Raw genomic sequence first — 15,541 nt, 5'->3', positions numbered from 1 at the left:
ACCGCCTACCGAGTATGATAGAGGGGGAAGCGGGTTTCAAAATCTGTTTGTCTGCGATTGCTCCTAACCGAAATGCGGCCATCGTGCAGCTCGGTAATACTTTTTGTAATCGCAAGGCCCAGTCCGGTGCCTCCGGTTTCCTTGGAACGTGATTTGTCCACCCGGTAAAACCGTTCAAACAAGTACGGGACATCTTCCGCAGGAATTGGGGTGCCGTAGTTGGTGCAGATTACCACCGCCTCGTCGTCTTCGCGTCCTATGGTGATATCGAGGCGTTTGCCGTCTTTTCCGTATCGAATAGCGTTGGAAAACAAATTTTCATACAGGCGTACCAACTCGTCGGTATCGGCTAGAATCCGAACAGGCTCGACGATTCGGACACGGTAGGACATGTCCGCCTGTTCCAGCGAGGGTACAAATTCCTCAGCAAGCTGGGTGAGCAATTTGCCGAGATCTACAGGCTCCAGTTCCAGTGGTAGACTGCTACCGCTCACACGCGTGTATTCAAACAGCTCGTCGATCAGCTTTTTTAGCGTCAATGACTTTTCATAAGCAATGTTCACATAATAGCGAAGCTCAATTTCATCCCGATAGCGGTCGGTTTCAATATATTCCAAAAAACCGATCACGGATGTTAGCGGGGTACGAAGATCATGGGATACGCCAGTGATCAGGTCGTTTTTGGCCTTGGCGGAAGCTCGTTCTTCTTCCAGCGAGAGACGGAGCTTGTCCGCCATGGTGTTCATATTTTTCGCCAAGGTACCCAGCTCGTCCGCTGAAGAAACAGGAATCGTATAGGACAGGTCTCCGTCAGCAAACTCCTGCATCCCCGTCGTAATTTCGCGAAGGTAGCCAATCGTATTTTTGGTAAAAAGGAAAAAGAAATAAATATATGTAGGTAGCCCGCCTACCAGCATGATCAGTGGGGACCCAATGTGATTTACGGTCCAGCGAACCAGACGGGTGCCAAAAAATGAACGGGAAGGGTTCAGCCATAGCAGCAAAGATGCTCCATAATAAAACACCATCAAAATCAGTCCAGTTAAAGTGAAAGCGGCAAGGCTAAGGGCTGCCAGCTTCCATCCTAACGTATCGTATCGTTTTGCCTTCAAGACGTGAATCCTCCATTAATCGAATTTTTCCATTTTATAGCCGATGCCCCACACCGTTTTTAGATATTTGGGTTTTCTCGGATCAGCCTCAATTTTCTCGCGAATTTTACGCACATGAACCATCAGCGTGTTGTTGGATTCCAGATATTGCTCCTTCCACACTTTTTCATAGATCTGCTCCATGCTCAGCACTTGACCACGATTACGGGCCAACAGCTCGACAATGGCAAATTCTCGTGGGGTCAGCTTAATGGATTCTCCGGCGAGAGTGACCTCATGCGTAGCAGAATTAATGGAGAGTTCATCCAGTATCATTTCATGCTCCAATGCAGGGGAGGAGTGGGTATATTTCCGAACTCTGCGCAGCTGGGATTTGATGCGTGCCACCAGTTCCAACGGACTGAACGGCTTGGTGACATAATCATCGGCCCCAACGCTAAGTCCTGTGATTTTGTCCATATCTTGTCCCTTCGCAGACAACATAACAATCGGAAAACGCTCGGTTTCCCTGATCTTCATGCAAGCTTCAACCCCGTCCATATTGGGCATCATCACATCAAGTACCATCACATCTATCGATTCCCGACTGATTTGCTCCAGAGCTTCCAGTCCGTCTCGTGCCATAAGCAGTCGATATCCTTCATTTTCCAAATAAATTTGCATCAGCTTAATAATTTCAGGTTCATCGTCTACTAATAAAATGGTTCCGTTATGCATGGCCCGTGCACCCTTTCTGTTCTTTCCAGCAGTATACAATATGGGCGTATTATAAACCTTTTTTATAGATGGAGGCTATGGACACTCATCTCAGTTCGCTTGCTTGGGGTCGTCAGCCTTTGGATAGTCCTGTTTGAGTTGAAGAAATACAGTTTTCCTGCTTGAATTGTCTTTTTTCTATTCCCGGTAGTTGACCGAACAAGATCCAAGCAAATGGCAGGAAACGGGAGATGATCGACACGACGAGCCAAGAGCAAAGAAGTGCAAAGAAAAAACTTCCAGCATACCACACATGAATAAGCTGCGGAGAACCGATATGTGGTGAAAACTGCCGATACAGGAGTAGGAAGAACGGATGAATCAGATACACACCAAAGGACAGTGTGCCCAGACGTTCCAGTTTGCGAGTAACAAAGGAATGTTGTGGTCTATACATTAAAAAGGAAATCTGTAGTAATACCAGCGTGCTAGACAGGCTGTACACATTATACATAAGTTCAAAAACTAGAGAGTTGTACGAGGTTCCGTACATTCTATTTTCATACCACATATAGACATGCATGGTGGCTGAAATCAGCCATAAAGCCCAAATTGCGATCCATGTCAGCACTCCGGCAACATTTCGTTGCCCCTTACGCATCAGAAACCACGTTTTCAGCTGTGGGTAGTAATAACCGAGAGCAGCACCCAGCATGTAACAGGCTACATAAGACAGTGCCCAACTGCCCTTATTTTGCACCTGAAATAGAAATTTATTGCCAATTACAAATGACCACTGTAGCAACAGCCCAAGGACAATAGACCATTGTGGAAGTTGCCGATAACGCTGGAACAGCCACAGTACGAATGGAAATGCAAGATAGAATTGCATCATGATAAAAATATAATATAAATGTGTATATGCTTTGCCAGTGGCCAGCTTCAGAGCAAAGCTTTTCGCAAGTGTAGCTAAACTCCATGGTCCGGAACTGCTAGCCATAAGAGACAGGATGCAATAAAACAGAGAGAACATGACGTAAGGTAAGAGAATATACAGCAATCTCTGCTTATAAAAGCGACTTAAGAGCTGTCGTCCCATTGGACGATCCTTGTAGTTGTAGAACAGCACCATGCTACTAAGCGCGATAAATACGGGGGTTCCATACTTCATCAACACATTGAGCGCATTGTATACAAAATAAAGACTGGAATTTGTAAGCTGAACCGTTGCATAAGAAGTGGCATGTACCATCATGACGGCTAAAATCGCCATGGCTCTGACCAACTGCAATTCGGGAATTTTTTCTTTGGTCTTAGGCTTCATAAGCTTCATTTCCTTTCAGGAGTGAACTGTATCTTGTTGAACTCTTTCTATTAAAAGATAAAGTTCTTAACACCCCTAAAGGGAACGGCTTAAGAAACGCTTATGAACTTCTTAACTTTTGTTAAGAATTGAGGATTTTGCAAAAATTCCATAAGCGACTTCCAATGAACAAGATATAGATCGAGATGGTTTAGTTCGTCTATATTTTGCACTTCGGAGCGACTGGAATCGAATTTTCAAAATCCTGAATAAAAAAGAACTTCCATAGCCTCAAAATGAGTGGTATGGAAGTTCTTTTTTATACTCATATCATTCGTTATTTGCAGCGTTTGATAGGTGCGCGTCTAATTTGTCCACGAATAGCACCATTCGGATGACGGATCGTGTGGACATTGACGTAGGCATTACCCTCTCTAATTTGGCACACCAAATCATAAATGGTTCTGCCTCTGAGTGGACCAGTAAGATCACATGCACGGAGCACGCCGCTAACGACGCCTCTTCTAACGGTTATCCCAAACTTCGAAGGACCAAACAGTGTAGCAACAACAGGGCCATTTTCACCTCTTCGTCCCAGATGAATATGCGCTTCGGTTACCCGTGAGATATTGCGTACAGTCAGTTCAAAGCTTAATTGTTGGCTCGTTGGACGGTAACGAAATTCGGCTGTTCCTGTCGCATTTGTTCTGACAGGAGGCACTTCATTAGCCCCCCTTAAGGTGGCTCTAAACTTATTAGACATGACATCCCTCCTTTCCCAGTGTTGGTTTAGTGTATTCACAGGGCCAGAGAAAGGGCTGCACATTAGCCTATTCATCAGAAGTTGTGTGTTTTACAAGTTATTCAGTCCAAGCACAAAACAAAATTTTTCATAGTCTATGAGTATCTGGTAGAGAAAGGAGGGGAAACCATGGGAACATTTATTGATGGAAGAACATCCCAAAACGCTTCGACAGCCAACTCAATTGCCATTCCAATCACTGCTTTGAATACACCTCAATTGTTCGGGCAGATCGGATTAAACACACAGGGAGCAACAGGTACGCCACGGGTTCTACTTAAAGGAACCATATCGCTTCAACTTCCGCTTGCTTTAGTAGGAATTACCATTACTATTGTAAGGGGTACTGTGGTAACTGACCCTGTTGTTTATTCGGCTACATCCACTTTTAGTTTGAGTTTATTAGCTCCACAGGTTATTGCGTTCTCAGCAGATGATTTTAATCCGCCGATTACGCCACAACTGGTGTATACTGCTTTTGTTTCTGCTAACCTGCTGGGTACAATACGTGTAGGTCCAGAGAGCTTTGACGGGATTTTGGTTGCCGATTAATGTAGTAATTTTGATTTGACGAAATATTGCTTCATAAAGCTTCGCAGTTGTAACTGCGAAGCTTTTTTGTGTACAAGTACAAGTTTCAGCTTAACGAATAAATTACTTTTCTTTTGCATAAGAATTACATAGGCATAACCATGCAACAATTGATAGAATTTTATGTATGCGCTTACAAAAAACAAAAAATTCTTTGGTTCGTACAATTAAAAATCTGGAGGAGGAATGAAGAATGAAATGGAAAAAAGGATTGACCGGTATGCTTTTAGCAGCTTTTTTATGTGGTGCACCGGGTGTGGGCATAGTTACCCCGGCACATGCATCCACTGGCGAGTACAAATTTGATTTTGGCGGAGGTACAGTCGAAACGGGTTATAGTGGAGTGAGCGCTTCGCTGTCCTATGACTCAGCACGTGGCTATGGTTTTCGTACCCCTGAGAATATGCGTAATGTCAGTGCTTCGGGGACTGGAGTGGCGAGTGATGCGGTACGGTTCCTGGCTACAGGTACGAAAAGCGAGAATACTTTTGACGTTGATCTTCCTCCTGGTTTGTATGAGGTGTCGGCTACTTTAGGAGATACCTCTCGTTCGAGTATTGCGGCTGAAGGGGTGTATCAGGTCATTAATATGACAGGGAATGGGGCCAAGGATCGCTTTCAAATTCCAGTGACAGACGGACAGCTAAATCTGCTGGTTACTGAAGGCAAAGAGGGCGCGGTCTTCACACTCAGTGCATTGGAAATCAGGCAATTATCTAGCAATCCGGTTACGAATCGAACGATTTATATCGGTGGAGATTCTACGGTATGTAACTATTATCCGCTAGATAGCAGCGTGCAGGCGGGATGGGGTCAACTGCTGCCAGAGTTTGTGAACACGAATACTTTTCAAATTCGCAATATGGCGTCAGGAGGCCAAATTGCTAGAGGCTTCCACCAGGACGGTCAGTTGAAGGCCATCGTCCAATATATTAAGCCGGGGGATTATTTTATTCTCCAATTGGGCATTAATGACACCAATCCAAAGCATAACGAAAGCGAAGCGGAGTTTAAGGACTGGATGCGGGATATGATCCGGCAGGTTAAGGCTAAGGGGGCCACGGTAATCCTGTCAACTCCGCAAGGACGAGCCACTGACTTTAATGCTAACAATGTACACAACGCAGAAAATAGATGGTATAGAAGCGCTATTTTGGCGCTGGCTCAAGAGGAACAAACGCCTTTAGTCGATCTGAATGTTCTTAGCTCAGCTTATTTCACTTCTATTGGTAAAGACGCCACACTGTCCTTGTATATGAACGGCGATACACTCCATCCAAACTATGAAGGTGCAAGGGAGCTGGCCCGATTGGTAGCACAGGATTTAAAAAGGCAGGGTCTGAGCGGATTCTAAATTTAAACGATGGGTTTTCCCCTGTTTCTTACATTCGTAGGAGCAGGGGTTTTTAGCCTCTGTTCAGGGTGCTATAATTATTGAAAAAGCAATAGTAATACGGAGGAATTAGAACATGCAGCCTTTCACTGCCCGTGTGATTCAAATTATACTGTTGATCCCTGAGGGAAAAGTAATGACTTACGGTCAAATTGCGGCAGAGGCCGGAAGCCCAAGAGGTGCCAGACAGGTGGTGCGGATTTTGCATACGTTGAGCCAAAAACACCGACTTCCTTGGCATAGAGTAGTCAACCGTTTAGGGGAGATTGCTTTGCAGGAGGATGAGTCCGCATCCCTGCAGCGTCTGTATTTGGAGGAGGAAGGCATACGTTTTAATGAAAGCGGGCGTATTCCACTGGATCAATATCTCTATGATCCGCAGGCGGAGATGGAAGAATAGGAACGGAACAAGCTATGCGGTTTTATATTAGATTTGATCATCAAAAAGAACCGGGACAAATCCATTAGCGATTTGTCCCGGTTCTTTTTCATCTAGCATACGAAGCAGATAACTAGAGGTAATCTGTTATTTATAGCATAAGATTCACTTGTCATTTTATCCGATAAGATGCTGCTGATCCCGTTGGGCAAGGTGAAAAGAAATGCTATTCATCAGCGGTATATCGTTATTTTTCCGAGCTTCCCGGATTAGTTGTTTCTTTTTTTGTTCTGATTCACGTAAAAAGCGGGTCATCCACAAATCAGACGGTTCGTTAGTGGTTGTCATGCGAGATTCTTTTATCATCTATTAACCCTCCCCGTGAGCGGCTGTTATTCTTTCTCTAGTATATGTTCCAAACCTTAATAGATGCTGTTGGTTTCCTTAAAATTAGCTGAAAATTAGGTAAAGTTCAGGTAAAAATAGGTTGAATCCATATCTGATTGGACGAAAAGTAGTATAAAGCGAGTAAGCTGGAAGTAAAGGTTACAAAAATGTATTGTTTTGACACCTTGTACCAACATAAACCTGAAAGTACAATTAGAATGCAAAGAGTTCGTGGAAGTTTATGTCGAAAAAAATGGAAAAGATTTGGCGAATGCACCGAAAGGGGAGAGATTCATCTATGAAGCAAAAAGCGGCTGCCGTGCTGCTTGTATTGTCCTTATCATCTGGCTTGGCCTCCACTGTACAGGCTGAGAGTTTATCAGGAAATGTAGCATCAAGTACGTCGGTTAGTCCATCCACTGCAGCTACATCGAAGACATCATCCGTAACGGGTCAAGCTTTACCTACATTGACACTCAAGCAGGCCGCGGAATGGGCACAGACGAACAGTTACAATACGCGTACTGCCGAACGGGACGTAGAGCGTCGCAGAATGGAATTGAAAAATGCAGAAAAGGATCTGGGAAATGCATTTGTTGATTTTATAGACGGTGAGTATGTTGGCGATGAAGCAAACTGGAAAAATTATAATTCATCAACTCTCTCTTATTTAGCCAGCAAAAAGCAGGCTCAGTTCGCCAAAGACCAGATCTATTTTAATGTGATGAAAAGCTACCAAGCTGTGTTTGTAGCAGAAAATCAGGTGAAAAATGATCTAGAAGCGCTTGAAATCGCCCAAGCGGAAGAAAAGATTGCACTTGCTAAATTTGCACGCGGCAAGCTGTCTGAGTATGCGAAAAACGAGAGTACACAGGCCAGAAGCCAAGCTCAGCAAACCGTAGAGCAGGGGAAAATTGCGTTGCAAAAATCCAGGGATGCTCTAAACTTCCTCATGGGACAGCCCAACGGAACAGCTTATGAATTGGTGGATCGGCCCGTGTACAAGGAACCGAAGAAGCTGGATATCGAAATACATATACAACAGCTGACGGACATGAATCCGAATTTATGGAAGCTGGAGGATAGCATCAAGACTTCGGAGCTCAATGTGAGATATTTCGATTTTAACAACGGCGCAGGTGCTTACGATCTAGCTAAAATGGATGTCGATACGGCTAAGGAGGAGCTCGACAAAGGTCAAAAGGATTTTGCCGAATCTCTCCGCAATTTGTATGCCACGGTTAAGGAAAATCAAAAGAAATACGTACAATTGGAAGAAAGCTTGCGTACGGCAAAAGAGGCCTTGGAATTATCACGCAAAAAGTGGGCCAGAGGTCTAATTATCGAAATGGAATTGAAAAATAATCAGTTGAAAGTGAACCAGATTGAACGGCAAATGGAAGAGCTTGCGATCGAGTTGGATCAAAATGAGTATACGTTGAACAAGCCATGGAGCACATAGGGAGGAAAAGGCGTTGGCAGAAACGGTTTTAAATGATGCTTTAATCAAGTTACGGAGAAAACGGAGAAAAAAGTGGATCTGGACTGCAATTGTTCTACTAGTTGTCGGTGGAGGCGGAGCAGCAGTATATCTGAATCTGCCCAAGGAGCAGGCGGCACCGTTGGTTCAGGATGAGAAGCTTAAAGTAGAACGCGGCGATGTGAGCGAGAAGCTGGATACGTCCGGTACCGTACAGGCTTCCAAGGAAGTGAAGTTGAATTTTACAAGCGCAGGCGAAAATAAGCTGGCAGCGGTAAACGTGAAGGCCGGAGACAAAGTGAAGAAAGGACAAGTCCTGGCTCTTCTGGACAGTTCTGAAATTAAAATGCAAATTCAGAGTGCGTCTGATACTTTGGAAATATCCAAATCCAAGCTGGCTGAATTGGAGAAAGGTCCGAAGGCAGAAGACATTGAAATTCAGAAAACAAATGTACTTCGGGCCAAAATGGCTATCGATACAGCGCAAGAATCATTTGAGCTGGAAGAAGCCGAAAGTCAGAAGAAAACTTCCCAAAAGCAGTTGGAACAGGCGCGGAAGGCATATGAAGACCAAAAGTTTTTACATGATGCCGGGGCGGTGTCCAACAGTGAATTGGAGCAGGCAGAGCAAGCGCTGGATAAAGCACAAACGGACTATGATGGTCTGGATCTGCAGTTCCGAAAAATCATGTCGCAAAAACGTCGCACCATTTCAGAGGCTGAAATCGGATATCGTACGGCAATGGCAGAGCTTCGCAAAATTCAGGTTCCGGCTGATGCATCCAATATTCAAGCCTCACGAATAGAGGTTCGAAGACAGGCGACGGAACTGGAGCAGAAGAAAAATGAACTGAACAAGCTTCAGGTCACAGCACCTTGGGACGGGGTAATCTTGAAGGTGAACGGGGATGTTGGGACCAGTCCGACGGCTCCATTCATTGTCATGAATAACTCGGATTCCAACGATCTTAAGGTGGTTGTGAAGGTAAGTCAGACCGACATTGTCAAAGTAAAGAAGGGTCTTTCAGCCGTGCTGACTACCAATGCATATCCTGGTGAATCATTTCCAGGGAAGGTGCAATTCGTCTCACCGGAAGCCTCTACGGATGAAGGGATGACGACGTATCTGATGGAACTGTCTGTACATGACCCGAAAGGCAAACTCAAAACAGGCATGATTATGAATGTGGCCGTTATTTTGGGAGTACACAAAAATGTACTGTTCGTACCTGCGACTGCGCTGAGATCCGAAGGGGGACAGGATGGCGTGTACGTTGCCGCTAGTAATGCTGCAAATCCAGGGGCGCGCACTTTCAAGCCCGTAGAACTCGGATTTTACACGCCAGATCGAGTCGAGCTCAAGTCAGGTGTAAAGGAGGGGGATACCCTTATTGTGCCTGCTCCTGAACCTCCGCCGGACCCTTCCGCTATGGGTGGCATGCAGGGAGGCTTTTAAACGGGTATGAGATACGTTATTCAGATTGAGGATTTGAAAAAAGTGTACCAGGTCGGAGATCAGGAAATCCATGCCCTGCGAGAGGTACAACTTGATATTGCTGACGGTGATTTTGTTGCGATCATGGGACCGTCTGGATCAGGCAAGTCCACGATGATGAATGTCATCGGCTGTCTAGATTTACCTACATCGGGACAATTTTATTTGGACGGCTATTCGATATTAGATGCCCGCGAGGATGAACTGGCTATTATACGTAATCAGAAAATCGGATTTGTATTTCAAAAATTCCATTTGCTCCCGCGAGCAACGGCTTTGGAGAATGTGGAACTGCCTATGATCTATGCAGGTATTTCTGCAAAGGAGCGTCGTTTGCGGGCAATGGAGGCCCTCACTAGCGTAGGTCTAAGCGATCGGATGAACAATAGGCCAAACGAATTGTCAGGCGGTCAGCAGCAACGGGTGTCTATTGCGCGCGCACTTGTGAACAATCCGGTCATTCTTTTGGCGGATGAACCGACAGGCGCATTGGACTCCAAAACAAGTGTTGAAATAATGGGGATTTTTCAGCGTCTGAACGATCAGGGAAAAACGGTTGTATTGGTTACTCATGATCAGGAGGTTGCGGAATACGCCAAGCGTCTGATTCATTTTCGGGATGGGCGGATTGAAGAGGATCAGCCTGTTGGGAAACGAAGAATGGCGGCAGAGGAAGTGAAGGCATGAAGTTTAAGGAAATTATCCGTGTATCGCTCAACAGTTTGCGAACCAATATGCTGCGATCTTTGCTGACCATGGTGGGCATTATTATCGGAGTGGCCGCTGTGATTATGATTGTAGCCATCGGTAAAGGATCGACGGCTACGATTACTTCTCAGATCAACAGTATGGGAAATAATCTGCTGATGATCTATCCTTATGCTCCATATGATGGCTCCAGCTCCATGTCGTTCAATCAGACGAAAGGAATATCTCTGGAAGATATCAATGCGCTAGAGCAGCAAAAAGCAGTAGCAGAGGTAGCACCAAGTGCCATGACCAATGCAGATATTACGTGGAGTCGCAATAAGGTTAGCGGGCAAATTGAAGGGACTTCGCTGGCATTCATTCATGTGAGAAAGCTGTCGCTAGCTCAAGGCAGGTCGTTTACGCACTATGAAGTGGATAAACAAATGAATGTGGCCGTGCTAGGGAGTGATGCGGCCCGTAATATTTTTGGCCCGGATGCCTCCAGAGCGGTTGGTGAGACGATCATGATCAAACAGCTTCCTTTTAAGGTGGTCGGTGTGCTGGCAAATTCCAATTCCAATATGAGTAACAGCGGTCAGCAGGTATATGTACCGATTACAACGGGGATGGAACGGCTAGGCAATATGAGCATTCAGCAGGTGAACGCCTCCGCAACATCAGAGGAAAAAATTGATCAGGCAAGTGCTGAAATACGACAGGTTCTGCGTGCCAGGCATGAGCTAAAGCCATCAGAGGGCGATGACTTTCAGATCATGACCCAGACGGAAATCTTAAAAACAGTGTCCGGGGTTGATCGGATTATGAATATGCTGCTGGTCGGTGTAGCTGCAATTGCGCTTGGAGTTGGAGGTGTCGGCATTATGAATATTATGCTGGTGTCCGTCACGGAACGTACAAGGGAGATTGGGATTCGCAAAGCGATTGGTGCGCAACGCAGTGATATTATGCTGCAGTTTGTGGCTGAGGCTGTTTTTCTCAGTCTGATGGGTGGACTGGTTGGCGTAATGGTGGGTCTCGGAGGTGCAAAGTTGCTCGAGAAATTCGTCCAAATGCCGATTGTGTATTCGATAGAGCCCGTGCTTTACTCTTTTATGTGCTGTATGGGAGTTGGAGTGTTGTTCGGAGTATATCCGGCGCGGAAAGCGTCGAAGCTGCGTCCAATTGATGCTTTAAGATACGAATAAGGGAGCGGGTACTTCGCCTTACTCGAAAGAGCAGGGTGTAAAGTGCCCGTTTTTTGTGTTAAATAATTGTTTTAAATGATAAAAAGACATGAATAACCACTTTAATTTTATATATGTGATGTTTTATATGCTTTTTGAGGTTGATTTATTGTTATATATGACGTATTATATTCAATATTAGATCGAAATAAAAAAAGGAGGGACGTTCATCATCGACCTTACGGCAAGACAAGTAGAAATTTTAAACATCGTACAAAAGCATGCCCCAATCACCGGGGATCAGATTGCGGAAATGCTTAATCTCAGCAAGGCGACCATTCGGACCGACCTATCCAAATTGGGCATTCTGAATTACATAGATGCAAAGCCCAAGGTCGGATATTTTGTTGGAAAGCGGGGCACGCCGAACCGGGAGGAAAAATTCCGGCTGTTGCAAATGAAGGTCGGCGATCTTCATGGAGTTCCAGTCATCGTACGTGAAACAACTACGATTCAGGAAGCTGTCGTGGCTCTCTTTTTGGAAAATGTGAGCAATTTGATCGTCACCGATGAAGACGGAGATTTGGCAGGGGTAGCTTCCCGCAAGGATTTGCTTAAGGTAACGTTAGGGAATCCCAATGCAGCAACCATTCCTGTCAGCCTTGTGATGACTCGACAGGCGAATGTTGTCACCGTTTCCCCAGAGGACACGGTATTAGAGGCAGCACGCAAAATTATTGCCCGTCAAATCGACAGCCTACCTGTCGTCGTCCCTTCTGACTCCGAGAAGCCAGGGGAGCACTGGAAAGTCGTGGGACGCATTACAAAAACGAATATTATTAAAATGTTGCTCGATATGGTAGCAGAGGATTAATGGGAGGAATCGAATGGTTCAGGCGAGCAGTCATTTTATAGCGATCTGTTCAGACTCGATTGGCGAGACGGCAGAAGCTGTCGTACAGGCGACCATGCGCCAATTTGAGTTACCGGACACAGAGATCAAAAGATTTATGAACGTGAGGGATGAAGACGAGCTGAGCCGGGTGATGGAGGAAGTTGCCGAGCGTAAAGGCTTTGTAGCTTATACGCTGGTACAGCCGGAATTGAGAGAAGCGATGAAAGAAGAGGCTGTCCGGCTGAATGTGCGGGCTGTCGATATTATGGGACCGATGATGCAGGCGTTTGCCGATACGTTCCATAACGATCCCAAAGAGAAGCCTGGTCTGCTGCACCGACTGGACGACAACTATTTTCGCCGTGTAGAGGCCTTGGATTTTGCGGTTCAATACGATGATGGCAAAGATGTGAGCGCCATTCTCAAAGCGGATATTGTATTGCTTGGAGTATCCCGTATTTCCAAAACCCCTTTATCCATGTTTCTCGCGCATAAAGGTTATAAAACGGTCAACATACCGGTTGTACCGGAGCTGACACCGCCTGTTCAGTTGAAGGATGTTCAGCGTGGTCGAGTGTTCGGATTAACGATCGAGCCAGAGTTACTGTTGAAAATACGCAGTGAGCGACTAAAGGTTATGGGGCTTCCTAATAATGTGCAGTATGCTACAGCGACGAGAGTGGAAGAGGAAATAGCGTATGCGCAGTCTTTGTTTAAAGAGCTGAATTGTCCGGTTATTGATGTTACAGATAAGGCGATTGAAGAGACGGCAGGTTTGATTATCAGAATGTTATAGAGCCTAGTAGCTGCTCATATAACTAAAATTAAAATGGTAGGATACTGGAGCTTAATAGATAAATAGAAAGAATGCAGCAGAGCTGCCCTAAATATATTCATTTGCTAAAGGGTAATAATTATTTTTAGGAGAGGTGGAGGGATAGGTATGGAGAGTCAAATGGCATTGGAATTCGTTCGGGTAACAGAGGCAGCGGCACTGCAATCAGCACAATGGACAGGGCGTGGAGATAAGAATAGCGCAGACGAGGCGGCTACGGTAGCCATCCGCACTCATTTTAATGCGGTATCCATGGACGGCACGGTCGTCATTGGCGAGGGCGAAATGGATGAGGCTCCCATGCTGTATATCGGGGAAAGAGTAGGCAATCGCAGAGGACCGGCTATGGACATCGCTGTAGATCCACTGGAGGGAACCGAAACGGTGGCAAATGGTTTGAATAACGCTCTGTCGGTCATTGCTGCTGCACCTCGTGGTAGTCTACTCCACGCTCCGGATATGTACATGCAAAAAATGGCCGTTGGCCCGGCATTGGCTGGGAAGCTGTCACTTGAGGACCCAATCCCGACTACATTGTCAAAAGCTGCACGAATACTCGGTAAATCCTTGTCTGATCTTACCGTGTCCATTCTGGATCGTACACGGCACGCCGGTATCATCAAGCTTCTGCGGGAAAGCGGCGTTCGAATCAAACTGCTTGGGCATGGGGATGTGATGGGCGCGATTGAAACATGCCTGGATAGCGGTGTAGATTTGCACATCGGCTCTGGTGGCGCTCCTGAAGGTGTATTGGCCGCTGCAGCGCTGAAATGCATGGGCGGAGAAATCCAGGGTCGCCTGCTGCCTCATGGTGAAGAAGAGATTGAGCGTTGCAAACGTATGGGCATTACTGACCCTGGTGCTTTGCTATCCATGGAGGATATGGTCGGACGCCAAGGCGTAATGTTTGTAGCTACAGGTGTGACACCTGGAGAGTGGTTGCAGGGGGTTCGTTCTCTTCCCGGTCACAGAGCGGAAACCCATTCAGTCGTAATGCACTCGGAAACAAAAACGATTCGCTTTGTGCGGAGTATTCACCATACAGCAGATTCTTCGGGTACGCTTGCGGTAGCAGCATCCTCTTGAACATTGAAGTCATGGCTTCCTAAATCTGTTCCTACAGTAGGCGCAAGGTTCTTCTTCGTCTTGCTTCGTCGAGAGGTGAACTCAAAGCAGAAGTTTGCGTATGCTGTAACACAATTCGGAGATTTAACAAGCGAGGAACGATAATTCAATAAAGCAGCGGTATCTAGGACTTATCCAAGGATACCGCTGTTTTTCGTATTTCAGGGTCAATCTAACTGTCATGGAACAGATGAAGTTATCAACTCCATGGAATACGCATTAAGTATACCCTCGCTTTCATTGAGTGACGTAAGCATAATTATCTCTGTCATGCATCTTTCTTTAGTCTACTTCGTAATTTCTTAATCCTCTAAATGATCTACTAAGTGTATATCCAACAATACACGTCTATCTGATTATCATGTAAGATATGAAGTATCTTGGCCCTAGAATTTTGATAAATTCCTCTGCCAGAATGGATCATCCTCTCAACCCTTGTACTTTTAAAGTTATATGCTCTTACTTGCTGACAAAATTGTAGTGTGTAGCAAAAGGGAGTCGTTTTTTGGTCCGTATTAGAAATGTGGTTTTCATTTACGTGCATTTTTTATTAAAAACACAGCCAGATAACCCAGTGCTACTACTCCTGTGCTTATAAAGCAAACTGACAAAGCAAATCCTTATGTAAAATTAGAATAACACAGATTAAGTAATACTTCCGCCTATTGGCATTATGAATTACTGTGGTGTTTATCTATAGTTGTCTATTAAAAGGAATTAATTTCAAGTAGAATTAATTTGGTATACGTGTTAAATTACTAGTCCAGCCGATAAAACAAGATCAAAGATTTTTAATAAGTTCGAACGAGCTGGAAATTTTTACAGGTAGACTTAATTGCTTTAAATTGATATATTATTAGTCCATCCCGAAAATAATTATTAAAAATATGGGTTGGATGAATCTCCTGGAATTATTTACGAGTTGAATAAATTAGACGAAAATGTTATATTATTGTTCTGGCTCAAACAAAGCCGTATGAAAATTTGATCTTTGAAAACTGAACAACGAGTGAGTACGAATTTTGCTTGCAAAATCCAACGCTGAAATTTTGGTACATGCCTCAGGCTGTATGAAATGGAAGCGAACAAGAGATATTTTTATCTCGTCAGTTTCAACATGAGCTTATCGCTCTTTCTATAAACCAACTTCGGTTGGTCTTTAATGGAGAGTTTG

The 15,541-nt window shown here is 45.0% G+C and carries 15 protein-coding genes; 10 read left to right on the top strand and 5 right to left on the bottom strand.

Features of this window, described 5'->3' with window-relative positions; all coding sequences use genetic code 11:
• Nucleotides 1-5: 5 nt before the first annotated feature.
• From AC5ELV_RS00075 to AC5ELV_RS00060, 4 genes are all read right to left on the bottom strand, one after another.
• Nucleotides 6-1,112 (bottom strand): sensor histidine kinase, encoded by a 1,107-nt coding sequence (locus AC5ELV_RS00075; RefSeq protein WP_493428667.1) that lies wholly within the window; start codon nucleotides 1,110-1,112, stop codon nucleotides 6-8.
• A gap of 15 nt (nucleotides 1,113-1,127) precedes the next feature.
• Complete coding sequence (locus AC5ELV_RS00070; protein WP_493428666.1) at nucleotides 1,128-1,829, bottom strand: response regulator transcription factor; 702 nt, start codon at nucleotides 1,827-1,829, stop codon at nucleotides 1,128-1,130.
• A gap of 112 nt (nucleotides 1,830-1,941) precedes the next feature.
• Nucleotides 1,942-3,132 (bottom strand): acyltransferase, encoded by a 1,191-nt coding sequence (locus AC5ELV_RS00065; RefSeq protein WP_493428665.1) that lies wholly within the window; start codon nucleotides 3,130-3,132, stop codon nucleotides 1,942-1,944.
• Between the two features lie 316 nt (nucleotides 3,133-3,448).
• Nucleotides 3,449-3,874: a CHRD domain-containing protein gene (locus tag AC5ELV_RS00060; RefSeq protein ID WP_023988435.1), complete on the bottom strand. Its 426-nt coding sequence runs from the start codon at nucleotides 3,872-3,874 to the stop codon at nucleotides 3,449-3,451.
• Nucleotides 3,875-4,042: 168 nt separating this feature from the next.
• Between AC5ELV_RS00060 and AC5ELV_RS00055 the strand changes: the two genes are divergently transcribed.
• From AC5ELV_RS00055 to AC5ELV_RS00045, 3 genes are all read left to right on the top strand, one after another.
• Nucleotides 4,043-4,465: a hypothetical protein gene (locus tag AC5ELV_RS00055; protein ID WP_307350337.1), complete on the top strand. Its 423-nt coding sequence runs from the start codon at nucleotides 4,043-4,045 to the stop codon at nucleotides 4,463-4,465.
• Nucleotides 4,466-4,697: 232 nt separating this feature from the next.
• On the top strand, nucleotides 4,698-5,858 hold the full coding sequence (locus AC5ELV_RS00050; protein WP_493428664.1) for a rhamnogalacturonan acetylesterase: 1,161 nt from the start codon (nucleotides 4,698-4,700) through the stop codon (nucleotides 5,856-5,858).
• Between the two features lie 115 nt (nucleotides 5,859-5,973).
• The gene (locus tag AC5ELV_RS00045) at nucleotides 5,974-6,297 is read left to right on the top strand and encodes an MGMT family protein (protein ID WP_493428663.1); all 324 of its coding nucleotides are present in this window, start codon (nucleotides 5,974-5,976) and stop codon (nucleotides 6,295-6,297) included.
• Nucleotides 6,298-6,453: 156 nt separating this feature from the next.
• Here AC5ELV_RS00045 and AC5ELV_RS00040 read toward each other — a convergent pair whose 3' ends face one another.
• A complete protein-coding gene (locus AC5ELV_RS00040; protein WP_013370989.1) occupies nucleotides 6,454-6,642 on the bottom strand; it encodes a hypothetical protein in 189 nt (62 codons plus the stop codon).
• Between the two features lie 319 nt (nucleotides 6,643-6,961).
• Between AC5ELV_RS00040 and AC5ELV_RS00035 the strand changes: the two genes are divergently transcribed.
• The 7 genes from AC5ELV_RS00035 (at nucleotide 6,962) to glpX (ending at nucleotide 14,328) form a co-directional block, all read left to right on the top strand.
• Nucleotides 6,962-8,125 carry a TolC family protein gene (locus AC5ELV_RS00035; protein ID WP_493428662.1) on the top strand — a complete coding sequence of 388 codons (1,164 nt, stop codon included), beginning with the start codon at nucleotides 6,962-6,964 and terminating at the stop codon, nucleotides 8,123-8,125.
• Between the two features lie 13 nt (nucleotides 8,126-8,138).
• Nucleotides 8,139-9,599: an efflux RND transporter periplasmic adaptor subunit gene (locus AC5ELV_RS00030; protein WP_493428661.1), complete on the top strand. Its 1,461-nt coding sequence runs from the start codon at nucleotides 8,139-8,141 to the stop codon at nucleotides 9,597-9,599.
• A gap of 6 nt (nucleotides 9,600-9,605) precedes the next feature.
• Nucleotides 9,606-10,325, top strand: coding sequence for an ABC transporter ATP-binding protein (locus AC5ELV_RS00025; RefSeq protein WP_493428660.1), 720 nt, complete (start codon nucleotides 9,606-9,608; stop codon nucleotides 10,323-10,325).
• Entirely contained in the window at nucleotides 10,322-11,533 is a 1,212-nt protein-coding gene (locus tag AC5ELV_RS00020) for an ABC transporter permease (RefSeq protein ID WP_493428659.1), read from the top strand. Before AC5ELV_RS00025 ends, AC5ELV_RS00020 begins: the two co-directional genes overlap by 4 nt.
• A 181-nt stretch (nucleotides 11,534-11,714) precedes the next feature.
• On the top strand, nucleotides 11,715-12,386 hold the full coding sequence (locus AC5ELV_RS00015; protein WP_493429331.1) for a helix-turn-helix transcriptional regulator: 672 nt from the start codon (nucleotides 11,715-11,717) through the stop codon (nucleotides 12,384-12,386).
• A 13-nt stretch (nucleotides 12,387-12,399) separates the two neighbouring features.
• Nucleotides 12,400-13,203: a pyruvate, water dikinase regulatory protein gene (locus AC5ELV_RS00010; protein ID WP_039275150.1), complete on the top strand. Its 804-nt coding sequence runs from the start codon at nucleotides 12,400-12,402 to the stop codon at nucleotides 13,201-13,203.
• Nucleotides 13,204-13,350: 147 nt separating this feature from the next.
• Entirely contained in the window at nucleotides 13,351-14,328 is a 978-nt protein-coding gene (gene glpX / locus AC5ELV_RS00005; protein WP_493428658.1) for a class II fructose-bisphosphatase, read from the top strand.
• Nucleotides 14,329-15,541: the final 1,213 nt, after the last annotated feature.

The sequence above is a fragment of the Paenibacillus sp. NMA1017 genome, from assembly GCF_058895805.1.
Note: the sequence above shows the minus strand (reverse complement) of the source record. Positions and strands in the feature narration are given on the sequence as shown.